This window comes from Arthrobacter sp. E3 (genome assembly GCF_017353415.1).
Classification (GTDB): Bacteria; Actinomycetota; Actinomycetes; order Actinomycetales; family Micrococcaceae; genus Specibacter.
In genome coordinates this window covers 15,038-39,020 of record NZ_JAFMPX010000032.1, presented here as the reverse complement: position 1 = coordinate 39,020, position 23,983 = coordinate 15,038, and the positions used below count along the sequence as shown (strand labels likewise).

The window sequence follows — 23,983 nt, the reverse complement described above, 5'->3', positions numbered from 1 at the left end:
TTTTTTTTAACATCTAAAAACCCTGAAGATGTGGGTCCCGTTCACCATGAACGGGACCCACTTCTTTCCCACCGCAAGCACGGGAGTCACCATGAAAAGCAAGGCACTGGCGCCAGCTCTCCTCGCTGCCTTCCTGACAGGAGCACTCGGCATGAGCGCCTGCGCACCCGGCCAGGATCCCCAATCACCGCTGGCAAGCCAGTCATCCAGCGTCGCGGACACCAACGCGCTGCTGCTGCTCAATGAGAGCCTTCGCGTAAAACTCGGAACGGCATACTCCGACTCTTGGATTGAAGACAACAAGCTCCATGTTGCCGTCACCACCGAGGCGGCCGCGACTCTCGTGACAGAGGCGGGGGCTGTCCCCAAAATTGTTACGCTCGACGCCGGAGAGCTGGAGGCGGCCCTGCAGGCGGTTTCAGCATGGCGGGCCACCCTTCCGGACGGACTGGGTGCCGCCATCCACAAGCTCATTCCCGACGGGCGCACGGGTACACTGACCATCTTTGTCGCACCCGATCATCTCGACGCCGTCGCCCAAGCCGCGGCCGCCGACAAGCCCGCCGGGTCGGTGCCCCTTGTCATCAAGGCCTCCACCGGTCTGGCAACGCCGCTGTAGTGGCTAAGATGACACCATGATTCATACTTTCAGGGCGCACGACGCCGTTGAGCTCGCCGTCCTGGAACGCAGCGGGTTTGTGGAGTCCGTGCATATTGGCTCCGCTGTGGTTGTCGCCGGAGACGGCTCCGTGGTCACGGAGCTCGGCGATATCACCGCGCCGATCTATCCGCGCTCTGCCAGCAAGCCCCTTCAGGCCTTGGCATCCATGCAGTCCGGGGTTCCGCTCCGTGGGGTCCAAGTGGCCATCGCCGCAGGCAGCCACCGCGGCTCCCTCGAACACATGGACGTGGTCGCTGGCATGCTCAAGGCCGCAGGCCTGAGCGAAAAGCACCTTGGCTGCCCGGCGGCTTGGCCAGGTGATTCCACCACCCGTGCCTGGATGGTGCGCACGGACCGTGAAAAGTCCAAGTTGGCCATGAACTGCTCGGGCAAGCATGCCGCATTCCTGTGGGCGTGCGTTGAAAACGATTGGGACCTCTCCGGCTATTTGGAGCCGAATCACCCCATGCAGCGCTCAGTGCGCACCGTCCTGGAAGAGTACACCGGCGAAACCGTACGCCACACCGGTGTTGACGGCTGCGGCGCCCCCGTCATGGCCTGCAGCCTGACCGGACTCGCCCGTGCATTTTCTTCGCTCGCCAAGGCGCCCAGCGATAAACATGCGAACGCACGCGCCGCCACCATCGCCACTTCCATGTTGGACTATCCGTGGGCAGTTGAGGGACACGGCCTGCCCAACACTGTGGTCATGGAGGACCTCGGCATTTTGGCCAAAATGGGTGCCGAAGGCGTGCTTGCCATGGCCACCCCGTCGGGTGCCAGCGTTGCCGTGAAGATCCTTGATGGCAACGGTCGTGCCGCCACGCTGGTGGGGCTGACCTTGCTGGCTGCATCCGGCGCGGTGGACATTCCCGCCGTGGCACAGGTTCTGGCAAAAGTGGTTCCTCCTGTCATGGGCGGCCACTCCCGTGCTGGCAGCCTGCGTCTGGGCCAAGCCGTCACCGCTTTGCTTAATTGACGTGCTGAACTGATCCGCCCGCGCCTATCCGCCACCAGCACGTAAGGAGCCTTCCATGACTGCCAGACGACGAATAGACATCACTGAGGGCCAGGCTGCGCTGGCTGCATGGCGCAGCGGTGACCGTGCCCGCCCGGTCACCGCCATGGCTGTGCGCTATTCCCTGGAGGAGCTCGCTGCACGCACCCCCGGGAACTCGGTGGAGGTGCGCGTCCCACCCTTCGGCGTCACCCAGTGCATCGCCGGACCCCGCCACACCCGCGGCACCCCGCCCAACGTGGTGGAGTGCGACGCCGAGACGTGGCTCGCGCTGGTGACCGGCGGTACCAGCTGGAGGGACGCCGTCGAACGCGGCCTCGTGGCTGCCTCCGGCTTACGCGCCGAACTGTCCGCCGAACTCCCCTTTTAGCGAACCTTGCAGCCGTCCCGCATTGGGCCCAAGGTTGGGCAGGTACCCTAGAGGCATGACTTCCCAGCCTGAAACCACCTCTGGAGCTCCCCGCAAGCTGCACGTGCGCCGTGCCCCGAAATACGTCCCGTTTCTGATCGCGGGCGCGTTGGCCGGTGTGGCCACGGCCGCGATTTTCACGTATATGTTCCCGGTCAACGGGGACTTTGAGGCTTCAAGCGTCTTTGGCTTGTTTACCGTTTTGCTGGTGCTGCCGGGTGCCGGACTGGGCGCAATCGTGGCCCTTGTGCTGGATTTCCGCGGCCGTCGCCGCACCAAGACGCTCATTGCAGAAGCTCTACCGGATGATGAGCGCAACGCAGCAGCGGAAACTGCTTAGCGCACCCTCCTGCGAACCAGGGGCATAGCGCAGGTCACAATCGGTTAGCACCGACACCATTACGTGAGATAATTTCTTTGTGGCACGCGGAGACGGAAAACTATCCCATGATCTTTTACCCGGCGAAAAGGGACCTCAGGACGCTTGTGGCGTTCTGGGCATCTGGGCACCCGGTGAAGAGGTTGCAAAACTAACCTATTACGGGCTGTATTCACTGCAGCACCGTGGACAAGAATCGGCTGGCATCGCAACAAGCGACGGCAAGCGGATCAGTGTGTACAAAGACATGGGGCTCGTATCCCAGGTCTTTGATGAACCCACACTCAACACCCTGACCGGGCACATGGCCGTTGGCCACTGCCGGTATTCCACCACGGGCGCCAACAACTGGTCCAACGCCCAGCCCACCCTTGGTGCCACAGGCAGCGGCACCGTCGCTCTGGCACACAACGGCAACCTCACCAACTCCGCTGAACTGCATGAGCTGGTACTGGAACGCTACGGCGTTCCCACCTCTGGCGAAATGGCGCAGGGCAACACCACGGACACCGCCCTCGTCACCACCTTGCTCAAGGGCAAGGAAGGCCATTCCCTCGAGGAAACGGCCATGGAGCTGCTGCCCAAGATCCACGGGGCGTTCTCCTTCGTCTTCATGGACGAGCACACCCTGTACGCTGCCCGCGACCCCCACGGCGTCCGCCCGCTGGTACTGGGTCGGCTGGAGAGCGGCTGGGTTGTTGCCTCCGAAGGTGCCGCCTTGAACACCATCGGCGCCAGCTTCATCCGTGAAATTGAGCCGGGCGAATTCATCGCCATTGACGAAGAAGGCGTACGCACCCAGCGCTTCGCACCGGCCACCCCGGCCGGCTGCGTCTTTGAGTACGTTTACCTGGCCCGCCCGGATGCCACCATTGCCGGCCGCTCGGTGTATGAATCCCGTGTGGAGATGGGCCGCCAGCTGGCCCGCGAAAACTACGCCGACGCAGACTTGGTCATTCCGGTTCCGGAATCCGGCACCCCGGCAGCCATTGGCTACGCCGAACAGTCCGGCATCCCGTTTGCGCACGGCTTCGTCAAGAACGCGTACGTTGGCCGCACCTTCATCCAGCCCAGCGAAACGTTGCGCAAGCTCGGCATCAAGCTAAAGCTGAACGCCCTTGAATCGGTGATCCGCGGCAAGCGCATCATTGTGGTGGACGACTCCATTGTGCGTGGCAACACTCAGCGCGCCGTGGTGCGCATGCTCCGCGAAGCCGGAGCCGCGGCAGTCCACGTAAAGATTTCCTCCCCACCTGTGCGCTGGCCATGCTTCTACGGCATCGATTTCGCCTCCCGTGCAGAGCTGATCGCCAATGGCGCAGCAGTCGACGAGATCGCCAAGTCCATTGGCGCCGACTCGCTGGCGTACATTTCCGAAGATGGCATGATCGATGCCACCCTGCAGCCACGCGAACGCCTTTGCACGGCCTGCTTCACCGGAACGTACCCCATCGAACTACCCAGCAGCGACCGCTTGGGCAAGAACTTGCTTGAGCGCACCGTTGCCGGCAACGCCACCCCCTCCACCGGATGCGATCCGGGACCGGACGCGGAAATGGAAAGCCTCCTGACCGAACAAGACCGCACCGCACCCAACGGTTCCTAAAGCACCCGCAAGAAAAGAGACGCCATGACCAACGCCTCCCATGATTCAGCCTCACAGGGAATCACGTATGCCAGCGCAGGTGTTGACACCGAAGCCGGCGACCTCGCCGTTGAGCTGATGAAGGAAGCCGTCAAGGCCACGCACGGTCCCAGCGTTGTTGGCGGCTTTGGCGGGTTCGCCGGCCTCTACGACGTGTCCAAGCTGCTCACGTACAAGAAGCCGTACCTAGCCACCTCCACTGATGGTGTGGGCACCAAGGTTGCCATCGCGCAGGCCATGGACATCCACGACACCATCGGTTACGACCTGGTGGGCATGGTTGTTGATGACATTGTGGTGGTCGGCGCCGAGCCCTTGTTCATGACCGACTACATCGCCACCGGCAAGGTTGTCCCCCAGCGCGTTGCAGACATTGTCCGCGGCATCGCCGGTGCCTGCAAAGTGGCTGGGACCGCGCTGGTCGGCGGTGAAACTGCCGAGCACCCCGGCCTTTTAGCCCCTGACGAGTACGACGTCGCAGGTGCTTGCACGGGCGTCGTCGAGGCTGATTTGCTGCTGGGTCCGGAACGCGTGCGTGAAGGGGATGTCATCATCGCGATGGCATCTTCGGGCCTGCATTCCAATGGCTACTCACTGGTCCGTCGCGTCATCAACCACGCAGGTTGGGCCCTTGAACGTCAAGTTTCCGAACTGGGCCGCACCTTGGGCGAGGAGCTCCTGGAGCCCACCCGCGTGTACGCCGCTGACTGCCTGGATCTGACCCGCTACCTTCCTGTCACGCAGGACAAGGCTGTTCACGGTTTCAGCCACATCACCGGCGGCGGCTTGGCTGCCAACCTGGCGCGTGTGCTGCCCCAGGGCCTCATCGGCACGGTTGACCGTTCCACGTGGAGCCTGCCAGCCATCTTCAACCTGGTCTCGCAGCTGGGCAACGTGCCGTTGGCCGATCTGGAACGCACCTTGAACCTTGGTGTTGGGATGGTGGCCGTTGTTTCGGCCGACGCCGCCGACGCCGCTGTTGAGCGCTTGAACTCTCGCGGCCTACCGTCCTGGGTCATGGGTACCGTCACCAAGGAGTCCGCGGATTCCGACAAGAGCGGTTTGGACTACACCCAGGGCGCCAAGGGCGTTGACGGTGGCGCAGTCCGCCTCGTGGGCAACTACGCCTCCTAGCTTCGCCCCGGATCCAAACCCGAATCGGTTGTACAGTTAATGCCGGTGTTTCACTGAAACACCGGCATTAACTGTACAATCGATTTTTTGTGGGAGCTGGCGGGTGGGCCCACACCGGCGAGGGACCCGCTGCGAGGAACGAGCAGTGGGAGCCGGTGGGGAACAACAAAATCCCCACATGTCACTACAGCATTTAAGCTGCGCGTCATGCAGGGCTTGTTGCGTCTGGTGATTAAGTGTCTCTAGCCAATGCGGCGGGAGTCCACGTCGTCGTCGTCCTCAAACTGATCCGCATACTTGTCTTCATATGCTGAATAGTCCGGCTCCGCAGGAACCTCAGTGTGATGGCTCGGGGCTCGCCGAGTAGTCGCACCAAGCTCTTTTTGCAGAGCAGAATAATCAGTGTTCGGGGAGTAGTACTTGATGTCCCGAGCCTGCTTGGTTGCCTTCGCCTTTTGACGGCCGCGCCCCATGGCGTGACCCCCTTTTACACTTGGACCGGAGGTGGTCGCTCGGGCTATGAGCGAGGCTCCGGAATATTCGGTCAGTTTGTCGTACTTCTAGATTACATTAGTTCTGCCCTGGTCGTGTCCCACTATGGGGTGTTCTGCCCATAGCCAAACGCAAATATTGGGCCGGTCCGCGCGCTTTATTCGGTAGAGTCACCTATGAGCACAGCATTTACTCCACGAGGGCGGCGTGTTCCAGGCATCAACCAGGACTCTGCAGACACGTCCACGCCCTCTCCATAGGAACTAGTTTTTGTGCCAGGCAGGCGCAGCACGGAAGGCAAGCCCCCATGAACGAGAGCAGCAAGGCCAACGAGCAGGCCGACGATAAAAGCGCTCAATCAATGTCCGGTGCACCATCCGAGAAAAGTCCGGACCCCGCCATTTCAAGCGCCGACTACACCTTCGCCGAGCCGCAGCTGGATGCGGCACAAATCAGCGAAGACGTTGCCCAGAGAGTTGACCTCGAAGCAGCTGAGGCCGAGGCCGCCCGTGTTGAGCACGAAGCTCAATTGGCCACGCAGGGAATCTCCACCTCCATTGGCGAGAAGCTTCCCGCACCTGATTTCAAAGCCCCCGAATTTCAGGCCCCCAAGGTTCCGGAGCCTGAGGCTGGGCAGCAGCCTGAAGGGGACGCTCATCCGGATCCTGAAGAGAGTGTCGACTGGGATTCGGCCTCCACCGTCCTTCGTACGGACTTCTCCAAACCTCCTGTTGCCACCAATCCTTGGTCCAAGCAAGCTTCCCAAGCACAATCAGCAGAACTTGGATCCATACCCTCGGTTTCATTGCAGAAGCCTGACCAGCACTCTGCAGCGGTGGAGCCAGTGGCACAGGAAGATCAACCGACGTTCCCGGCCCAGCCGCCTGCAGTGCCTGCGCCTTCGGCAGCAGACTCGACGCCAACCACGGGTGGTGCAGACCCTGCACCGGCCGCTGCACCGCACATCGGCGCCGGCATTGATGACGGCCATGGCTGGCGCCGCCCGGAAACACCCTGGCAGCAGTCGGGCACCCCGTGGCAGCCCAAGGCAAATCCCTGGCAGTCGCCGTCTCAACTGGCCCGCAGCGAAGCTGAGGCCGCCGCTCTGGCTGCTGCAACCGCAAGTGTTGCTCCAGTGGGTGACCCCCAAGACGCCAGCGGTGCACCGCCAACCGGGTCCCACCAAGGCCAACAGCCACCTTCGGCAGGGCCGCAACCTTATGCACCCGGCGCCTACGGCCAGCCTGCAGCTTCTGGCGGGCAGCCTCCGTACGGAACACCCCATCCATACGGCGCACCCAACCAACAAGGAGCGCCCCGCTACGGCGGCGGGCTACAGCCAGCAGGCCCCGGGGTTCCACCTGTTCCGGGCTACCCCGGCGGGCCTCAGGGCCCAAACTACGGCGGACCCGGCGGGCCTCAGGGGCCGCAAGGACCGCAGGGGCCGGGTTATGGCGGACCGCAGGGGCCTTATGGCGGACCCGGCGGGCCTCAGGGGCCGGGAGGACCCTCGGGCAGCAACAAGAAGAAGCTTTTCATTATCCTTGCTGTTGTTGTGGTGGGCCTTGGGCTGATCGCCCTCTTTGTGACACTTCTGGCCGGGTTGTTCGCGTCAAGCGCCACAAAGCCCGCCCCCGTAGTCGTTGAAAGTTCACAACCCACCAGTGAAAAAAGCACACCAGCCACATCCAGCGACAAGGCGAAAGACCCGGAAGCCGGACTGATCCTGCCCGAGTTGTCGCCTCTGAAGTGGCTTGAGGGAGATTGTCTGCGAGGCTTCAAAGACGCTTCCACACCAGCCGACGTCGTGGTGTGCAGCAGCCCCCACAACGCTCAGCTGGTCGGAACTTTCTACTACAACGACGCAGAGAAGTTCCCTGGTCTGGATGCCCTCAAGGCCAAGGCTGCAGAGGTGTGCAGTTCAGTGCAGCTCACCTCCGAATCAGGCAACATCAAAACACTGAAGCAGTCCACGGCCTACCCGTCCGAAGCAAGCTGGAACGACAAGGACGACCGCCGGGTTGACTGCATGGTGTCAGACACCCGTGCTGGAAACCCGTTGGAAACCTCGGTCACCAAGTAGCAAAATAGCGGTGGTTGAGCTTGTCGAGACCTGGATCTGGATAAGCTCAACCACCGCTGTGTTTACTTTCGACTGACGCTCAGGCCAGAGCTGCTGGCCGCGTCCAGATCCAACTCGTCAAAGTCCTCCGCCGTGTCCACCACGACGGTGTCGCCGTCGACAATGGCACCGGCCAGGATTTCCTTCGCCAGCCGATCACCGATCTGGCGCTGCACCAGCCTGCGCAACGGACGTGCACCGTAAGCCGGATCGTAGCCGGTCATGGCCAGCCACGCCTTCGCCGCATCGCTGACTTCGAGGGTCAGTCGCCGCTCGTACAGGCGTGCAGCCAACTCCTGAACCTGCAGGTCAACGATCCTCGAGAGCTGCTCGATGTTGAGCGCGTCAAACATGACGATCTCATCGAGCCGGTTGAGGAACTCGGGCTTGAAGGAGGACTCCACGATTGCCATGACAGCCTTGTGCTTGTCTTCATCGCTCAGGTTCGGGTCCACAAGGAACTGCGAACCCAGGTTTGAGGTCAGCACCACGATGACGTTGCGGAAGTCCACCGTGCGGCCCTGCCCGTCGGTGAGCCGACCGTCGTCGAACACCTGCAACAGGATGTCAAAGACTTCCGGGTGGGCTTTCTCCACCTCATCCAGCAGCACCACCGAATACGGACGACGGCGCACGGCCTCCGTCAGCTGCCCACCCTCGTCGTAGCCCACATATCCGGGAGGCGCGCCAACCAGCCGCGACACGGAGTGCTTCTCCGAGTACTCGCTCATGTCGATGCGGATCATGGCACGTTCGTCGTCGAAGAGGAAGTCGGCAAGCGCCTTCGCCAGCTCCGTCTTGCCCACACCGGTGGGTCCTAGGAACAGGAACGAACCGGTGGGGCGGTTGGGGTCGCTGATGCCGGCACGGGCACGGCGGACGGCGTCGGACACGGCAGTCACGGCCTTGCCCTGGCCGATCAGCCGGGATCCCAGCACCTGCTCCATCTGCAGCAGCTTCTGGCTTTCGCCTTGCAGCATGCGCCCTGCGGGAATGCCCGTCCAAGCTGAAATGACCTCGGCGATGTCATCGGCTGTGACTTCCTCGGCCACCATCAGTTCAGGCTTGTCAGTGGATTGTTCTTCAGCTGCCGCAGCATCCAGTTCACGCTGCACGGCGGGCATTTCTCCGTAGAGAATCCTGGAGGCGTGCTCCAAGTCACCGTCGCGCTGTGCCTTGTCAGCCACCGAACGCAGCTCATCGAGCTTGGCTTTGAGGTCACCCACACGGTTCAGGCCCGCCTTTTCAGCTTCCCAGCGTGCGTTCAACCCGGCGAGTTCCTCCTTCTTGTCCGCCATGTCCGCGCGCAAGGCGTCAAGTCGTTCAATGGAGGCAGCATCGGTTTCCCCGCTGAGCGCGAGTTCCTCCATGGTCAGGCGGTCCACGGAGCGGCGTAGCTGGTCGATTTCCTCCGGTGCGGAGTCAATTTCCATGCGCAGCCGCGAAGCTGCCTCATCCATCAGGTCAATGGCCTTGTCCGGAAGCTGGCGGCCGCTGATATAGCGGTTGGACAGCGTAGCTGCAGCCACCAGCGCCGAGTCGGCGATGGCCACCTTGTGGTGTGCCTCGTAGCGTTCCTTCAGCCCGCGCAAAATCCCAATGGTGTCATCGACACTGGGCTCGCCCACGTAAACCTGCTGGAAACGGCGTTCCAGGGCCGGGTCCTTTTCAATGTTCTCCCGGTATTCATCCAGAGTGGTGGCACCGATCAGGCGAAGTTCACCACGTGCCAGCATGGGCTTGAGCATGTTGCCGGCATCCATGGAGCCCTCCGACGCACCTGCGCCGACCACCGTGTGAATTTCATCGATGAACGTGACAATCTGCCCGTCGGAGGCCTTGATTTCCTCGAGCACGGCCTTCAGCCGCTCCTCAAACTCGCCGCGATACTTGGCACCGGCCACCATGGAGGCCAGGTCAAGGCTGATGAGCGACTTTCCTCGCAGCGATTCTGGCACATCGCCCGCCACCATGCGTTGGGCCAAGCCCTCCACGACGGCGGTCTTGCCCACGCCGGGATCGCCGATGAGCACAGGGTTGTTCTTGGTGCGGCGGCTCAAAACCTGGATGACGCGGCGAATTTCGGCGTCGCGGCCAATGACGGGGTCAAGCTTGCCTGAACGCGCAATGGCTGTCATGTCCACACCGAATTTTGCCAGTGCCTCGAACGTGTTCTCGGGATCGGGGGTGGTGACCTTGCCGTCACCGCGTACGGAGGGCAGCGCAGCATCGAGCGCAGCCTTCGTGGCACCGGCTGAGCGCAGGGCGCCTCCTGTGGCTCCGGCGTCGTCCGCCAACCCCAGCAACAGGTGTTCGGTGGAGACATAGCTGTCCCCCATTCGTTCGGCCAGCTGCTGTGCAGCCTGCACCACCAACAACGTGTTGCGGCTGAGCTGGGCCTGGGCCACGGAGGTCCCGGACGACGACGGGAGGTTGCGAATGGCGGTACTGGCACCGACACTGACCTCGTCAGGGTCGACCCCGGCGGCCTTGAGCAGCGCAACGGCCACACCCTGGCGCTGGTCCATGAGGGCCTTGAGCAGGTGGGCCGGCTCGACCGTGGGGTTTCCGGCGGTGGAGGCGTTCATGGCGGCGGCGGAAAGAGCCTCCTGGCTCTTTGTGGTGAATTTGGCGTCCAAGAGAGGTCCTTTCGTTGATGAGGAAATCATTGTTGACTCATACTTCTAGACTTGAGTCTACTACGCTCAACTTTGCTTTGGGGGATCCTATTCCCCTGATTCTACCGACGGCGAAATTCTTCTTGACCTTGACGCGACGTCAACCTCTGCACTGAGGTTCATGGACCTTTCAATCCAAGAAGTTGCTGCCTTGGCGGGCACCACCAGCCGCACTTTGCGCCACTGCGACGCGAACAGTCACGGCTGGCCCGTCAAATAGTGTCCGTGGAAAAGACAATTTCAGCATTGCACAAAGGAGAAACCATCATGGCGCAGAAAATGTTCGACGGCTTTGACCACACCCAGCATAAGGACGAGGTTGAACAACGCTGGGGCAAGGAAGCCTACGCACGCAGCGACGAGCAATGGCGCTGCATGGACGCTCCCGGGAAGGCTCGGTGGAAGGACGAAGTTGCCCCCTTGAATGCCGGCTGGATTTCCGCGTCCGCCAGCGGGGATGCCCCTGATTCCGCAACCCCCCAGGAACTTGCCCGCCAGCACGTGCAATGGCTGATGTCAATCCCGGGAACACCTGCTGCCACACCCAGCGACGACATCAAGGGGTACGTGAACGGGCTCGCAGAAATGTACGTTGCGGACGAACGCTTCGCCGCCAACTACGGCGGCCGCGACGGAGCAGCGTTCGTCCGGGACTCGCTCGCCGTGTACGCGGAACGGGAGCTGTAGCCAGCTGCTGCCCGGCTGGTTGCTTCCCCGCTGACTTCAGCGTTGGACGGGCTTGCGGGCGCTCCAAATCATGTTGGTGCCCAAGAATCTCGGTTTAACCTGGATGTCCGTGAACCCGGCCCGCTCAAACCGGAGCCGCAGGGCTTCAGGGTTCAGGAATCCGAGGGTTGAATCGACAAGGTACTTGTAGGCGTCCCGGTCACGCCCGATGACGGTCCCTAGGGTGGGAATGACCACGCGCATACCCAAGCGTATGAACGGGGCAAGGACACCGCTGGGAGGGGATGATTCAAGGGCGGCCACAACGCCGCCGGGCTTGAGCACACGGTATTGCTCGGCAAGAACCTCGTCCAAGCCACTGACGTTGCGGAGCAGGTAGCCGTGCGTGACGGCGTCGAACTCCCCGTCGTCGAACGGCAGTTCGTGGGCATCGGCAAATTGCCAGTCGATGTCCCCATTCCCCTCGAGGTGGCGGGCCATCTCCAGCATGGCTTCGGAGAAGTCCGCCCCGATGATGGCACTTTCAGGGCTCTGCTTGCGGACGGCCCGGGCGATGACGCCGGTTCCCGTGGCCAAGTCCAAAAATTTGCCGCCACCCGTGGACGTGGCACATTGCGCCACCTCCTGGCACCAGCGCTTGTGGGATCCCAGCGTCATGAGGCGGTTCATCAGGTCATAGCGCCTGGCAATGCCGTTGAATGTGGCCTGGACAGTGGAGTCTTCGTTGCGCATTGCCGCCGTTTTTCACTTGGTTTGCTGGACTGAAACGAGTCTATGCGCCTGTGTCCGTCACCGTCGCATCCAGCAGCCGTGCTGCACCGGCCTACACTGGGGCCATGATCTTCATCGATCCTCCCTATTGGCCTGCGCATGGCACGGTGTTCTCGCACCTGATTTCGGACACCTCGGTGGCCGAACTTCACGACTTTGCCACAGCCAACGGCGTCTCCAGGCGGGCATTCGACCTTGACCACTACGACGTCCCGCAGCGGCTGTACGAAAGGCTCCTCGCGGCAGGGGCCACGCCCATCTCAGGCAAGGAACTGGCCCGCACACTTGTGGAGTCAGGCCTGCGCATCCGAGCCAAGTACCGGGTCAAATCCGTGGGTTCGGTGCTGGAAATGCGCTGGAGGGCACTGTTGCCCGGGCAGCCGAAGTTGGGTATGGACCTGCTGGCCCGCTGGAGCGAACCCCCCCGGCACTACCATTCCCCCACACACCTGCTGGCAGTGCTGGAGGCGCTGGATCAGCTGACCGGCCGCACCGTACCCCGACCCGTGGCATTGGCCGCCTGGTTTCACGATGCCGTATACAACGGCACCGCCGCAGACGAAGAAGACTCGGCTGCTTTAGCGCAGTCCAGTCTTGAAGCAGTGGTTTCAGTAGATGAGGCCGGTGAGGTTGCGCGCTTGGTGCGCTTGACCGCCACGCACGCCCCGGAAGCCGCCGACGCCGCCGGTCACCTCCTGTGCGACGCCGACCTCGCCGTGCTGGGCGGTCCGCCGGAGGCATACTCCCGTTACATGGTGGGCGTCCGTCAGGACTATGCCCACGTTCCGGCGGACGACTTTGCCAAGGGAAGGGCCGCAGTCCTGCGGCGCTTGCTGGCCCTGGAGCCGCTGTTTCACACATCACGTGGCCGCAATTTGTGGGACGCCCAGGCACGGGTGAACCTTGTACAAGAATTGGCACAGTTGAATCAAAAAAGTAGAAAGTGGGATTTTGCCATGACAGACTTCATCTCCTTCACCGGCATGCCCCCACTGCCCGTTGCCGAGTTCGCGTTCCCGGGGCCGTTGCGGGACCAACTGGTAGCGGCCATCCTTGATGGCACCAAAACGTCAACCACCACCACTCTCATTGAATATGAGATTGAGAATGAGGGACTGCCCGTCATTGGCCAGCAGGAGGTGGTGATTGACTCGGACGGCAAAGGCGTAGCGGTCATCGAAACGACAGCTGTCCGCCATGCCCGGCTGGCCGACGTCGACCTGCAGCACGTCATTGACGAAGGCGAGGGCGATACCACCGTGGCTCAGTGGCGTGCCGGTCATGAGGAGTTTTGGCACTCCGCCGAGATGCGCAATGCCATGGGTGACCCGGACTTCACGGTGAACGAGAACTCCATGCTGGTACTGCAACGGTTCAAGCTGGTCTCCCGACTTCCCTAGGCTGGCATCCATGGACGCGATGACTGGTTAGCAGGGTTTCGGTGTCCGTGCTGGCGGATACCCTTGTGGCATGGCTTCGAAACCAACTCCCCGCACTCCCCTGCTCTCCCCCATCAGGCTCAATGGGCTCGAGCTCAACGAAGATCGATTTTTCAGTCCGGGTGACAGCCACGATGGGCAACTTTTTGATGGAACAGACTTCGCCGAAGCAGACCTCACGTCCACGGATTTCCTGGAATGCGAGTTGCGGCGCCCCATTTTTCACAACGCCCAAATGCGCGGTACGCGATTCCGCGACGTCATCCTCGCAGACAGTTTTGCACCCGCGCTGAAGGCATCTCGGACCAGCTGGCGGGACGTGGAAATCACCTCTCCCCGTTGGGGGTCAGCGGAACTGTATGACAGCACTTGGCACAGCGTGCGCATTGATGGCGGCAAGTTGGATTTCCTGAACCTGCGCACCGCAAAAATTACTGATTTGCAGATCAGCGACTGCATCATTGATGATCTGGATCTGGGTGGTGCCACGGTGGCCCGCCTGGCCCTGAAGAACTGCCGCATCGGCACCCTTGATGTCCAGCAGGCGACACTGAAGGACTTCGATATCCGCACTACGGACTTTCGCACCCTCAACGGTGTGGGCTCAATGACCGGTACCGTCATGGACGAGTACCAGCTCAGCCTGCTCGCCCCCATCCTGGCAGCACATCTGGGCATCGTCGTGGCGTAAAGCACGTGCCCTGCGGCCGCCTATTCCTCGACTCTAGACATCACGCCGGACGAGGGCTGACCCCGAGCACCCAGTGATTTGCCAGCCTCCGGCCCTTGCTCCACGGCCCAAAGTACGGCAGCATTTTTGTTTGGCAGCACCCACTCGGGGCAATCCGCGCGGGTACACACATCAAGTGAAGGCGTGAAGCACCATGAGAACAGTGAAATTGGGCAACCAGGGGCTGGAGGTCTCCGTCGAGGGACTGGGCGCCATGGGCATGAGTGCGTTTTACGGCGAGCGCGACGACGTCGAATCGGCGGCCACGCTCAACCGGGCCCTTGATTTGGGCGTCACCTTGATCGACACTGCGGAAGTCTACGGGCCGTTCCTCAACGAGCAGCTCATCGGCCAGGCCATTGGGCACCGGCGCAGCGAATACGCCCTTGCCACGAAATTTGGCAGCGAAGTTGCCGACGACGGCTCCCGCAGCCCCGTCAACGGAAGCGCCACCTACGCCCGCAAGGCCTTGGAGCGGTCCCTGCGCCACCTCGGCACGGACTACGTGGACCTTTACTACTTGCACCGGGTGGATCCCAACATCCCGATCGAGGAGACCGTGGGCGCCATGGCCGAGTTCGTGGCCGAAGGCAAGGTGCGGTATCTGGGCTTGTCCGAGGCCGCACCGGAGACCATCCGCCGAGCACACGTTGCGCATCCGATCACCGCGCTGCAAACCGAATACTCCATTTTTGAGCGCGACCCGGAAAGCAATGGCGTCCTGGACACCGTCCGCGAACTCGGCATTGGCTACGTGGCGTACTCGCCACTGGGCCGCGGCCTTCTCACTGGTGGGATCACGAGCGAAGACGATCTCGCCGCCGACGACTGGCGCCGTGGCATGCCCCGCTTCACGCAGGACAACATGGCCGCAAACCTGACGATGGTGGAGAAGATCACCGCACTTGCCACTGCTAAGGGCGTCACTGCTGCTCAGCTCGCACTGGCGTGGGTTATCGCCCAGGACGTGGTGCCCATTCCCGGTACCAAGCGCCGCAAGTACCTGGAGGAGAACGTGGCCGCTGCAGACCTTGTGCTCACGGCGGAGGACCTTGCCGCCCTGGAAGCCGCAGCCCCCGCTGGCAGCATTGCCGGCACCCGCTACGACGAAGCCGGGTTGCAGTCCGTCTACAAGTAGTCCCAGCAGCAAGTAGTCCAGTCAAGCAGCCCAGTGCGAGTGTGCCCGGGGAGGTTCCATCCCCGGGCACACTCGCCTAGACTCAATTTGTGAACCTACGTCCTACCTCTAGTGAGCGCGTTCTAGCGCGTCGCGGCGTTGCCGGGCACCGCCAATACCGCATCCCGGCCCTTGCCGTGTCGACGCGGGGCACCATTCTCGCCGCCTACGACGGCCGCCCCAACCTGGACGACCTGCCGAACCCCATCGACCTGCTGCTGCGCCGCAGCCCCGACAACGGCAACACGTGGGGCCCGCAGCAGACTGTGCGCACCGGAACCGGCCTTGACGGCTACGGAGACCCCAGCCTGCTCGTCGATACGGCGACCGGCCGTATCTTCATATTCCATGCCGCGGGCACGCACGCGGGCTTCTTTGAGGCAGTCGAAGGGCTGGAAGACCAAGACGGCATCCAACACGCGGACCTCAGCTATTCCGACGACGACGGCGCCACCTGGGAACATCGCCGCCTCACCGGCATGCTCAAATGCGAGGGCATGACAGGGCTCTTTGCCGCCGCCGGCGCGGGCATCCAGATCCACACCGGCCCGTTCACGGGGCGCCTAGTGCAGCAGTTCGTCGTCCTGTTCCGCGGCGACATCATGTCCGCCAGCGCGTACAGTGACGACCACGGCGAGACATGGATGCTGGGCGAGTTCATCCCCGGCGGCAATGAAAACAAGGTGGTGGCTCGATCGGACGGCAGCCTGCTGATGCATTCACGCGCCACCCCCTTCCGGCTTGCGGCAGTCTCCACCGACGGCGGCCAGTCCTACTCCCCCGCACTGCCACACCTCGAGCTGCCCGACCCCAGCGACAACGGCTCGCTCGGCCGTTTTGACGGCCTGCCCAATGTGGTCACCCTCGCTGCGCCCGAGAGCGAATGCTGGCTCATCGCCACCCACAACCACGACACCCTGCTGCGCCGCAACACCTTGTTGAAGCTCTCGCAGGACGACGGCGTAACCTGGCCGTACGCCGTCGTGCTGTGCTCGGGAAGTTCACAATATTCCACCGCCACCCGCCTGCCCGACGGCCACATCGGGGTGCTGTACGAGCGCCAGGGCTACCAGGAAATCGTGTTCACCACGGTGGATCCAGAGGAATTACTCGCCTCCCCCACAGCTTCCCTGACGCACGACGCCGACACGTCCTGGGCGGGCAGCGTCGGCTTGAGCGCGGTGTTGCGTTCCATCACGCCCGGCCGGCCTGCAGCGTGGGAGAGTGTGGGCGAGAGCTTCGTGTTGGCCCAGACCGATGGGGACTGGGATCCTGCCACTTGGAAGGAAGTGGGGCAGGGCTATTCAGCGAACACACCCCAGGTTCTGTCCAACCGCGAGTCGCAAGATGCGAACTACGGCTCCGTAATTCCGGGATACAAGGCCGGGGACGTACTGGCTTTCAGCGGCCGTGTGGAGAACTTTGCGGACGGAGCCGCGACCTCCGTCGCTGTTCGCTTGGGCCATTTGGTGGACGGCGGCGCATCCCTTGAGCCCGGAACTGCCGAAGCCGGATCAGCTATCGGGAAAACCATCATTGACTGGGAACCAATGGGCCCAGGCGCGGTCCGCGGATTCACAGCCACCTACACGGTGACTGAATCGGATGTGGCCGCAACATCATTAACACTGGTGTTCACGCTGGGTGCAGACACTGGTGCCACCTCGGCCTGTGCACGCCGGGCGTTCACCTTTGACATTGCTTCCGGGGACATCTTGACGTCTGGGGCTAGCAGCACGGCTGGCTGATTCCGCCGCCCCTCAAGGTTCACTGAGAGCGCTGGCTTGCCGTGGTTGGCGCCTAATCCGTTCCAGGCATTCGGAGGATTTCCTCAGAATCTGCCAGCGCTTTCGCGATGACTTGATCGGCGGTCGCGGCAGTGTGGGCAGCTTTGAGCGTTTCAGCCGTGACGTTGAAGCCGGCAACCCTGGCCTGCAACTGGGTCAGGGCGGCGATGAGCATAATCTCCTGATCGGCCAATGCATCACGCTGGTTCAACAGATCAGCCAGCTGCCCTCCCATGATGTGATGGCGGGCAAGTGCAGTCTGGGCGGCGGCACCGTCCCCCTCGGACTGGGACTTATCCGCGTGCGCGGCCAGGGCGTCCATGGCCCGCTGCAAATCCTCCGCCTGCAGGTCCAACCGCTGACGGCTGACCGAAACATCGGCCACACCACGGCGCATCTTTTGCACGGCAGCCTGCTGCTTGAGCTGAGCCCCACCCAGGGTGAGCTGGTCGCGCGAGGAGGCAGCGGCGTCGTACTTGTTGTGCTGCATGAACTTTTGCTGCCTGAAAACGGCGGCGACGCGGTCAAAAAAGCTCATGGACCCTGGCTAATCCGTACCCAGGTCGGTATACGTTTTGGACCATTTCTTCAGCATGGCCGCCTCGATCTCAAGGGTGCGGGTGAGGTCCCTCAAGTCGACGTCACCCGTTGGAGCGGCGGCACTGGCCAAGGCGTTGCGCACCCCCGTGGCGGTTTGCGTTATCTGTTTCACCTGCACGCTGAGGGTTTTTGCATAGAGGGACTGGACAGCAGGGTCCGGCTCCTGCTGAGCCACCAAAAGATGGTGCTCCATGACGGAACCAGTCTGTTGGAGTGTGTTGAAGATGGACTCCAAATTGCCGGTGTACTGGCCGGTGCCCTGCGCCACGTCCAGCGAACGACGGGTCGCTTCCAGCGATTCCGCCAGCGCCACCCGCTGCTTCAAGATGTCCCCGACGGGTCCTGAGGTGGAATCGGCCCGAACCTTCAGAGCACTCCGCTTGGCCGATGCATACTTGGGTTTGGAGATCTTCACCAAGCTCACCACACCGCGGGAAACCAGCACCCCCAGCGTAATGGCCACGCCCACGGCAATGGCGATGATCACCAGCATAAGGATCAAAAAGACGGTGCCTAAGTCCATGTAATTGCCGGTTTCCTTAACGTTGAGGTGAGCCGAGTAACGGTGCAAATCAGCGTAGCACCGGTACTTGATCACGGCATGGACTGATCTAGGCATCAGCAGAGTTTTCGGGGGTTTTTCCGGGTTTCCCCTGAGGTGTTTATCACCGCCACAGGGCACAATGGAGTCATGAAGACAATCTTGAATGTCATATGGCTGGTGTTGGGCGGTTTTTGGCTCGCACTGGGATATTGCCTGGCTGGAATTGTGTGCTGCCTGCTCATCGTGACCATTCCGTGGGGCATCGCCTCGTTCCGCATTGCCAACTACGCCTTGTGGCCCTTTGGCCGAACAGTGGTGGACAAGCCCGGTGGCACAGGCATCGCCAGCACCTTGGGCAATGTCATCTGGCTTCTCGTGGCCGGCATTTGGATTGTCATTGCCCACATCACCACAGCCTTCGCCATGGCGGTCACCATCATCGGCATCCCGCTGGCCATCGCAAACCTGAAGATGATCCCCATTTCCCTCATGCCCCTTGGCAAGGAGATCGTCCCCACCAACCAGCCGTTCGTGGGCATGTACCGGTGACCTGCTCCGGCAGCCGCCCGAACCAAGGCCGCGTAGGATTGAGCCATGCGAAATAAGACCGACTGGCTGGACATCCTGGTGAACTTCGCCAGTTTCGCCGCGATGATTCTGGTGCTCACGTTTGTCCGGGTGAACCTGCCCCTCAAGATCGTGCTGGCCTTCGCCGTGTCCCTGGCCATCACAGGAGCCTGGTCATACTACAAACGCAAGCTCCGCCGTCGTCCCTCCGATCCCAAGCGTCTGCACGTGTACAGCATCAAGAACGTGGACGAAAAGTAGTGGAAATCATCCGCCACGCGTCCCTGAAGGCTGTGCCCTGGGCTGGCGGAACGACGCGCCAAATTGCTGTGGGCCCGGATGGCGCCGGCGGCTGGGATTGGCGGTTGTCTCTGGCCGACGTGGCCAAAGCCGGGCCCTTTTCGCCCCTGCCCGGCATTGACCGGATCATCACTGTGGTTGAGGGCGAGCTCATTGCCCTCACTGTCGACGGTGTTGAACAGGCCTTGGAAAAGTACCGGCCGTTCCGTTTTTCCGGCGACTCCGAGACCTCCGCAACGCTGCCCACAGGCACTCTGAAGGATCTGAACCTCATGACGCGCCGCGGAGTTTGCAAGGGCTACGCCATGATCATCGAGCTCTCCAAGAAGCGTCCCCACCCCGTTTTTGCCAACCAATTTGCCGTGCTGCTGCAGGGGTCAGCTACCGTTTCACCGGCGTCCCTGGATGCCGACGGCGCCTCCTCCGCGCCACCCGCCGAGTTGCTGGGCAAATTCGACACCGTTGTGGGTGCCGAAGAAGCTCCCGAAATTTCCGGCCGCGGCTTCCTTGCAGTCCTGAGCATCGACCCCGTCCGTTGGAGTTCGGATCCAGACGAGGGCCTCTAAGAAAAATCTTGGGCACAACGATCCCACCTAGCACAATGGGCAAATGGAACAGCGGCGTTTGACTCACTTCTGGGGGCCCCTGTCATGACGTTTCCCCTCTTGGCACTGCTCTGCGCTGTTGCGTTATTGGGTCCCCTTCTGGCACTCCCCCGAAAGTGGCGGGTCCCGGTCCTGATAGGCGAACTGTTGGCCGGCATTCTCCTGGGCCGAACCGGGCTGAACCTGGTCAACCCGGTTGAACCCACCTTCACGTTTTTGGCCGACATGGGTTTTGCACTGATCATGTTCGTGGCAGGTACCCATGTCCCTTTGAGGGAGAAGAAGATCCGTTCCGCTCTCGGCATCGGAACCGTGCAACTGATGGTTGTTGCCGTCGTCTCCGCGGCGGCGGGTATCTCTCTGGCCGCCTTGTTCAGCAACTCCCATGCAGCGCTTTATATTGTCCTTCTCTCGTCGTCATCCGCCGCGTTGGTGCTGCCCATCATCAGTTCCCTGTCCTTGTCCGGGCCTCCGATACTGGCCTTAACTGCGCAGGTTGCGCTGGCTGACACTCTGGCCATCGTGGCCCTTCCACTGGCGCTGGACCCTGCCACAGCGGGCAGGGCTGCGCTCGGATCCTTGGCAGTGTTGGGCAGTGCCGCCCTTGTGTTTTTGCTATTACGCAAAGCGGACAGTAGCGGCAAGTGGAGGAGCATTCACAAGGTCTCGGAGGAGAGAAAATTCGCGCTGGAGCTCAGATTTCAACTGGTCATGTTATTTGCCTTGGCTGGGCTGGCAGTGTGGAGCCATGTGTCCATCATGCTCGCTGGTTTTGCTTTTGGATTGGCGGTTTCTGCTGTTGGTGAGCCACGCCGGCTGGCCCACCAACTGTTTGCGTTGACGGACGGGTTTTTGGGGCCACTCTTTTTCCTCTGGTTGGGCGCTTCGCTCGACCTGCGCGATTTGGCGGCCCATCCACAGATGATTATGCTGGGCCTGGCGCTGGGGTTTGGCTCAATCGCCATTCATCTGTTGAGCAGAATCTTTGGGCTTGCCTTGTCCCTGGGAGTGCTCTCAGCGTCGCAACTTGGCGTTCCCATCGCCGCCGCAACCATCGGCATCCAACAGAATCTGCTGGCACCGGGTGAACCAGCCGCCTTGGTCCTGGGTGCCTTGATCACCATAGCGGCTGCCACAGTTGCGGGGAGCAGGTACGCATCCCGCAACACCGTCAACTAACTGGAGGTCCACAATCTTGGAACCCATTCATACCCCGGTATGAAGAATCTTTGCCACCCCGCACCCTAGACTGGCTGTTTCCGGGGGAAGGATTTCAGCATGGGGAAGAGGATTCGCACGGCGGTGGCAGCCCTTTTCGTGGCGGCTGTTCTGGCAGGTTCCAGTGGGTGCGCTGCTGGACCAACAAGCACGTACACCGACGCTGCGGGACAGGAAGTCACCGTGAATTGGCGGGACTATCCGCTGCACGCCTACACGATGCCCGACGATGTCCTGGCCGCTCCCGTGAAGGAGGAGACCGAGGAAGTTTCGGCGGCGATCCTCTCCGAAATCAAGACAGCGTTGGGGAACGAATTCGATCTCGAGTGGAACGCACGCGGCGAGCAGGGCTGGTACCCGTCCTCGGGCAACGGCTACGGTGGCGACGCCATGACCACCACTTGGAACTCTGTAGGGTGGGAAAGCGACACAGTCCCGGCGAGTACAGCAGAATGGGACAAGGTCATGTCGATGGCCAGCCGGATCACCCGGGCACATGGCTTGGGCCCGGTGCAGCTCACTTATCATGGCGACACTTTCAAGAACGATCCTGAGTGGCAGCGGGAACTCACGGAAAATTACGGCACGGCCGACCCGCAAGAACTTTGGTGGTGGGACGGCACGGCCCATTCGGGCATGCAATGGCTGTCCATCAGAATCGTCGATGTCGACAGGGACCCCACGGGGAAAGCCGTCAAAGAGTACGAACAGTCCAGTCTTCCACCACGGTCCGTCTCCATCAGTTACGGCATCACCACCGTGTCGCGCGCGGATCGAGCCGCCTTGGAGCAGGCCCTTGAGCCCTTTACCGGCCTGACACCGCCAACACCCACCACTTCCGACTGATTCCACACACCGTGCCGGCACGAACCCGCTATTGGCCCGCATGCCCGCGTCCAAACCGCAGACCCGCGGTCGAGCATCCGCGGTTTCGCGGGGCAGGCACGGGCATGCGGTCACAGCGCGGTTTCGAGACGGCTCGTGGCGCGGTGCAGGAGAAGTTTCGGCTGCCCCGGCAGAGTTTCGGCAACAAAAAGCCCGCAGCATGCGAAGAATCGTCAATTTCAACGATTCTCCGCACACTGCGGGCTGTTTGTTTGGCGCTATTTAGCGGCCGCGGTGCGCTTTAGCGGCCGCGACGCTGGTTTGAAGCAGGTGCTGTGGCACGGCGGGGTCCGCTGGAGCGGGCCGGGCGGGCCGAGCCGCCACCGTTGGCGTTGTAGCTGCCGCCGGAAGTACCGCCCGTGTTGGAGGACCAAGCGACGTTGGCACCGCTGCGGGCCCCTTCCCGGGCGCCTTCACGTGAGCCGCCGACGTGCGGGGCGCGCTTGCCCCGGGCCACGTCGCCGTCGCGTGCCGGGCGGCCCGAGCCTGCGGGACGGCCCGAGCCTGCGGGACGGCCCGAGCCTGCGGGACGGCCAGCACCTGCCGGGCGTCCTTCACCTGCACGTGCCGGGCGGCCGGAGCCTGCCGGGCGCGAAACCTGGCCGTCGCGGCGCTCCGAGCGGTTGCCGTGTGCTGCCGAAGCTGAACGCTCGCCACGCTCGGGTGCATCAGCGGAGACGCGCCCGCGTCCACCGCGGCCGCCACGGCCACCGGCGGTGGGGGCTGCACCGGAACGGACTGCACGCTTGCGCTGGGCATTGGCACCAGTTGAGGAGCCGCCACCCTGGGTCGGCTGCTTTGCTGCGAGCAATGCTGCGCGGGTGCGGGGGTCAATCTTGTCAGCAACATCGCCCACCAACGTGGCAATGACCGGTGAATTGGCGGTGACGCGCTCAAAGTTCACGTCCACGCCGGCGGCACGCATGAGCTTCTTGACGTCGCTCTGCTGTTCGGGCAGCGTCAAGGTGACAACGACGCCGTCGGACCCTGCACGGGCCGTACGGCCGGAACGGTGCAGGTATGCCTTGTGCTCTGTGGGCGGGTCGACATGGATGACCAGTTCGATGTCATCAACGTGCACGCCGCGGGCGGCAACGTCGGTGGCAACCAGGACGCGGACGCCACCGGTGGAGAACTCGGCCAAGTTCCTGTCACGGGCGTTCTGCGACAAGTTTCCGTGGAGATCGACGGCGGGGATGCCGGCGTCGGTCAGGGTTTTGGCCAGCTTGCGGGCGTGGTGCTTGGTGCGCATGAACAGGATGCGACGGCCTTCACCCGAGGCCAGCTCAACGATGACCTGCTTCTTCACGGTTTGGTCGTTGACCACTAAGACGTGGTGTTCCATGGTGGACACCGCAGCCTTGGCCTCGTCCACCGAGTGGGTGAGCTGGTTGGACAGGTAGCGCTGGACAATCTTGTCCACGCCGTTGTCCAAGGTGGCGGAGAACAGCATGCGCTGCCCTTGGGTGGGGGTGGTGTCGAGCAGGCGCTTGACGACGGGCAGGAAGCCGAGGTCGGCCATGTGGTCGGCCTCGTCCAGGACAGTGATCTCAACGCTTTCCAGCGACACGATGCGCTGCTTCATGAGGTCTTCAAGGCGGCCGGGGCAGGCGATGACAATGTCAACGCCTGCGCGCAGAGCCTTCTCCTGGCGGGCCTGTGAAACGCCGCCGTAAATGACTGTGGTGTTCAAGCCCATGGCCTTGGCGAGCGGCTCAATGGTGTTGTTCAGCTGGGTTGCAAGCTCGCGCGTCGGCGCCAGCACCAGGCCCATGGGGCGGCCGGGCTTGCGGAAGTAGGGAGCTTCGCGCTCGGCCAAGCGGGCCACGAGCGGGATGGCAAAGGCAATGGTCTTGCCTGATCCTGTGCGGCCACGGCCCAACACGTCACGGCCTGCCAGCGTGTCCGGCAAGGTCTTGACCTGAATGGGGAATGCTTCCTCAATGCCCTGAGCGGCGAGTGAAGCAACGATTTCCTTGGGCGCACCAAGGGCAGCAAAAGTTGTCATGTAAAGAGAGAATCTTTCGTAAGGCGGTTCAACGTCCCGCGAGCAGTTTTGACCGCGGGTTCGCCGATTCAATGCCAGAGCGAGTCAACCGCGAGATGCTTTGAAGCAGATTCGTTGCGGGACAAGA

At 62.3% G+C, this 23,983-nt stretch carries 23 protein-coding genes and 1 pseudogene; 18 read left to right on the top strand and 6 right to left on the bottom strand.

Annotation, left to right across the window (positions count from 1 at the left end; translation table 11 throughout):
- The first annotated feature begins 91 nt into the window (after window positions 1-91).
- From JMA46_RS13135 to purM, 6 genes are all read left to right on the top strand, one after another.
- On the top strand, window positions 92-619 hold the full coding sequence (locus JMA46_RS13135) for a hypothetical protein (protein WP_207345795.1): 528 nt from the start codon (window positions 92-94) through the stop codon (window positions 617-619).
- 16 nt (window positions 620-635) lie between these two features.
- The gene (locus JMA46_RS13130) at window positions 636-1,640 is read left to right on the top strand and encodes an asparaginase (protein ID WP_207345794.1); all 1,005 of its coding nucleotides are present in this window, start codon (window positions 636-638) and stop codon (window positions 1,638-1,640) included.
- A gap of 55 nt (window positions 1,641-1,695) precedes the next feature.
- Window positions 1,696-2,049, top strand: a complete 354-nt coding sequence (locus JMA46_RS13125) for a sterol carrier family protein (protein WP_207345793.1) — start codon at window positions 1,696-1,698, stop codon at window positions 2,047-2,049.
- A 55-nt stretch (window positions 2,050-2,104) separates the two neighbouring features.
- Window positions 2,105-2,428, top strand: coding sequence for a hypothetical protein (locus tag JMA46_RS13120; protein ID WP_207345792.1), 324 nt, complete (start codon window positions 2,105-2,107; stop codon window positions 2,426-2,428).
- 79 nt (window positions 2,429-2,507) lie between these two features.
- Window positions 2,508-4,073: an amidophosphoribosyltransferase gene (purF, locus tag JMA46_RS13115; protein WP_207345791.1), complete on the top strand. Its 1,566-nt coding sequence runs from the start codon at window positions 2,508-2,510 to the stop codon at window positions 4,071-4,073.
- A 24-nt stretch (window positions 4,074-4,097) separates the two neighbouring features.
- The gene (purM, locus tag JMA46_RS13110; protein ID WP_207345790.1) at window positions 4,098-5,246 is read left to right on the top strand and encodes a phosphoribosylformylglycinamidine cyclo-ligase; all 1,149 of its coding nucleotides are present in this window, start codon (window positions 4,098-4,100) and stop codon (window positions 5,244-5,246) included.
- A 242-nt stretch (window positions 5,247-5,488) separates the two neighbouring features.
- Here purM and JMA46_RS13105 read toward each other — a convergent pair whose 3' ends face one another.
- A complete protein-coding gene (locus JMA46_RS13105; RefSeq protein WP_207345789.1) occupies window positions 5,489-5,719 on the bottom strand; it encodes a DUF3073 domain-containing protein in 231 nt (76 codons plus the stop codon).
- Between the two features lie 326 nt (window positions 5,720-6,045).
- Between JMA46_RS13105 and JMA46_RS13100 the strand changes: the two genes are divergently transcribed.
- On the top strand, window positions 6,046-7,821 hold the full coding sequence (locus tag JMA46_RS13100; protein WP_207345788.1) for a hypothetical protein: 1,776 nt from the start codon (window positions 6,046-6,048) through the stop codon (window positions 7,819-7,821).
- Window positions 7,822-7,883: 62 nt separating this feature from the next.
- Here JMA46_RS13100 and clpB read toward each other — a convergent pair whose 3' ends face one another.
- A complete protein-coding gene (gene clpB / locus JMA46_RS13095; protein WP_207345787.1) occupies window positions 7,884-10,499 on the bottom strand; it encodes an ATP-dependent chaperone ClpB in 2,616 nt (871 codons plus the stop codon).
- Between the two features lie 306 nt (window positions 10,500-10,805).
- Here clpB and JMA46_RS13090 point away from each other — a divergent pair, with 306 nt between their 5' ends.
- Window positions 10,806-11,225 (top strand): TipAS antibiotic-recognition domain-containing protein, encoded by a 420-nt coding sequence (locus JMA46_RS13090; protein WP_348770164.1) that lies wholly within the window; start codon window positions 10,806-10,808, stop codon window positions 11,223-11,225.
- A 36-nt stretch (window positions 11,226-11,261) separates the two neighbouring features.
- On the opposite strand, the gene JMA46_RS13085 is transcribed toward JMA46_RS13090, so the two are convergent.
- Complete coding sequence (locus JMA46_RS13085) at window positions 11,262-11,957, bottom strand: ubiquinone/menaquinone biosynthesis methyltransferase (protein ID WP_207345786.1); 696 nt, start codon at window positions 11,955-11,957, stop codon at window positions 11,262-11,264.
- 104 nt (window positions 11,958-12,061) lie between these two features.
- Between JMA46_RS13085 and JMA46_RS13080 the strand changes: the two are divergent.
- From JMA46_RS13080 to JMA46_RS13060, 5 genes and pseudogenes are all read left to right on the top strand, one after another.
- A pseudogene (locus JMA46_RS13080) lies at window positions 12,062-12,916 on the top strand (DUF4031 domain-containing protein); the annotation flags it as partial.
- 36 nt (window positions 12,917-12,952) lie between these two features.
- Complete coding sequence (locus JMA46_RS13075; protein WP_348770165.1) at window positions 12,953-13,396, top strand: ASCH domain-containing protein; 444 nt, start codon at window positions 12,953-12,955, stop codon at window positions 13,394-13,396.
- 70 nt (window positions 13,397-13,466) lie between these two features.
- Entirely contained in the window at window positions 13,467-14,126 is a 660-nt protein-coding gene (locus tag JMA46_RS13070) for a pentapeptide repeat-containing protein (RefSeq protein WP_207345785.1), read from the top strand.
- A 193-nt stretch (window positions 14,127-14,319) separates the two neighbouring features.
- Window positions 14,320-15,303: an aldo/keto reductase gene (locus JMA46_RS13065; protein ID WP_207345784.1), complete on the top strand. Its 984-nt coding sequence runs from the start codon at window positions 14,320-14,322 to the stop codon at window positions 15,301-15,303.
- 89 nt (window positions 15,304-15,392) lie between these two features.
- Window positions 15,393-17,090 carry an exo-alpha-sialidase gene (locus tag JMA46_RS13060; protein ID WP_207345783.1) on the top strand — a complete coding sequence of 566 codons (1,698 nt, stop codon included), beginning with the start codon at window positions 15,393-15,395 and terminating at the stop codon, window positions 17,088-17,090.
- 52 nt (window positions 17,091-17,142) lie between these two features.
- On the opposite strand, the gene JMA46_RS13055 is transcribed toward JMA46_RS13060, so the two are convergent.
- Together JMA46_RS13055 and JMA46_RS13050 are read right to left on the bottom strand one after the other, a co-directional pair.
- Window positions 17,143-17,667 carry a hypothetical protein gene (locus JMA46_RS13055; protein WP_207345782.1) on the bottom strand — a complete coding sequence of 175 codons (525 nt, stop codon included), beginning with the start codon at window positions 17,665-17,667 and terminating at the stop codon, window positions 17,143-17,145.
- Between the two features lie 9 nt (window positions 17,668-17,676).
- Entirely contained in the window at window positions 17,677-18,252 is a 576-nt protein-coding gene (locus JMA46_RS13050; RefSeq protein WP_207345781.1) for a hypothetical protein, read from the bottom strand.
- A 168-nt stretch (window positions 18,253-18,420) separates the two neighbouring features.
- On the opposite strand from JMA46_RS13050, the gene JMA46_RS13045 reads away from it, so the two are divergent.
- The 5 genes from JMA46_RS13045 (at window position 18,421) to JMA46_RS13025 (ending at window position 21,809) form a co-directional block, all read left to right on the top strand.
- On the top strand, window positions 18,421-18,822 hold the full coding sequence (locus JMA46_RS13045; protein WP_207345780.1) for a YccF domain-containing protein: 402 nt from the start codon (window positions 18,421-18,423) through the stop codon (window positions 18,820-18,822).
- Window positions 18,823-18,867: 45 nt separating this feature from the next.
- Window positions 18,868-19,101 (top strand): hypothetical protein, encoded by a 234-nt coding sequence (locus tag JMA46_RS13040; RefSeq protein WP_207345779.1) that lies wholly within the window; start codon window positions 18,868-18,870, stop codon window positions 19,099-19,101.
- Window positions 19,101-19,706, top strand: coding sequence for a HutD family protein (locus tag JMA46_RS13035; RefSeq protein ID WP_207345778.1), 606 nt, complete (start codon window positions 19,101-19,103; stop codon window positions 19,704-19,706). Before JMA46_RS13040 ends, JMA46_RS13035 begins: the two co-directional genes overlap by 1 nt.
- Window positions 19,707-19,790: 84 nt before the next feature.
- Window positions 19,791-20,924 (top strand): cation:proton antiporter, encoded by a 1,134-nt coding sequence (locus JMA46_RS13030; RefSeq protein WP_207345777.1) that lies wholly within the window; start codon window positions 19,791-19,793, stop codon window positions 20,922-20,924.
- Window positions 20,925-21,023: 99 nt separating this feature from the next.
- Window positions 21,024-21,809: a hypothetical protein gene (locus JMA46_RS13025; RefSeq protein ID WP_207345776.1), complete on the top strand. Its 786-nt coding sequence runs from the start codon at window positions 21,024-21,026 to the stop codon at window positions 21,807-21,809.
- A gap of 280 nt (window positions 21,810-22,089) precedes the next feature.
- Here JMA46_RS13025 and JMA46_RS13020 read toward each other — a convergent pair whose 3' ends face one another.
- Entirely contained in the window at window positions 22,090-23,856 is a 1,767-nt protein-coding gene (locus JMA46_RS13020; RefSeq protein WP_207345775.1) for a DEAD/DEAH box helicase, read from the bottom strand.
- Between the last annotated feature and the right edge of the window lie 127 nt (window positions 23,857-23,983).

Bases quoted from the DNA above. Each gene is read 5' to 3' on its own strand.
- JMA46_RS13135 (WP_207345795.1), top strand. From the start codon at position 92: ATGAAAAGCAAGGCACTGGCGCCAGCTCTCCTCGCTGCCTTCCTGACA.
- JMA46_RS13130 (WP_207345794.1), top strand. From the start codon at position 636: ATGATTCATACTTTCAGGGCGCACGACGCCGTTGAGCTCGCCGTCCTG.
- JMA46_RS13125 (WP_207345793.1), top strand. From the start codon at position 1,696: ATGACTGCCAGACGACGAATAGACATCACTGAGGGCCAGGCTGCGCTG.
- JMA46_RS13120 (WP_207345792.1), top strand. From the start codon at position 2,105: ATGACTTCCCAGCCTGAAACCACCTCTGGAGCTCCCCGCAAGCTGCAC.
- purM (WP_207345790.1), top strand. From the start codon at position 4,098: ATGACCAACGCCTCCCATGATTCAGCCTCACAGGGAATCACGTATGCC.
- JMA46_RS13105 (WP_207345789.1), bottom strand. From the start codon at position 5,719: ATGGGGCGCGGCCGTCAAAAGGCGAAGGCAACCAAGCAGGCTCGGGAC.
- JMA46_RS13100 (WP_207345788.1), top strand. From the start codon at position 6,046: ATGAACGAGAGCAGCAAGGCCAACGAGCAGGCCGACGATAAAAGCGCT.
- JMA46_RS13090 (WP_348770164.1), top strand. From the start codon at position 10,806: ATGGCGCAGAAAATGTTCGACGGCTTTGACCACACCCAGCATAAGGAC.
- JMA46_RS13085 (WP_207345786.1), bottom strand. From the start codon at position 11,957: ATGCGCAACGAAGACTCCACTGTCCAGGCCACATTCAACGGCATTGCC.
- JMA46_RS13075 (WP_348770165.1), top strand. From the start codon at position 12,953: ATGACAGACTTCATCTCCTTCACCGGCATGCCCCCACTGCCCGTTGCC.
- JMA46_RS13070 (WP_207345785.1), top strand. From the start codon at position 13,467: ATGGCTTCGAAACCAACTCCCCGCACTCCCCTGCTCTCCCCCATCAGG.
- JMA46_RS13065 (WP_207345784.1), top strand. From the start codon at position 14,320: ATGAGAACAGTGAAATTGGGCAACCAGGGGCTGGAGGTCTCCGTCGAG.
- JMA46_RS13055 (WP_207345782.1), bottom strand. From the start codon at position 17,667: ATGAGCTTTTTTGACCGCGTCGCCGCCGTTTTCAGGCAGCAAAAGTTC.
- JMA46_RS13050 (WP_207345781.1), bottom strand. From the start codon at position 18,252: ATGGACTTAGGCACCGTCTTTTTGATCCTTATGCTGGTGATCATCGCC.
- JMA46_RS13045 (WP_207345780.1), top strand. From the start codon at position 18,421: ATGAAGACAATCTTGAATGTCATATGGCTGGTGTTGGGCGGTTTTTGG.
- JMA46_RS13040 (WP_207345779.1), top strand. From the start codon at position 18,868: ATGCGAAATAAGACCGACTGGCTGGACATCCTGGTGAACTTCGCCAGT.
- JMA46_RS13030 (WP_207345777.1), top strand. From the start codon at position 19,791: ATGACGTTTCCCCTCTTGGCACTGCTCTGCGCTGTTGCGTTATTGGGT.
- JMA46_RS13025 (WP_207345776.1), top strand. From the start codon at position 21,024: ATGGGGAAGAGGATTCGCACGGCGGTGGCAGCCCTTTTCGTGGCGGCT.
- JMA46_RS13020 (WP_207345775.1), bottom strand. From the start codon at position 23,856: ATGACAACTTTTGCTGCCCTTGGTGCGCCCAAGGAAATCGTTGCTTCA.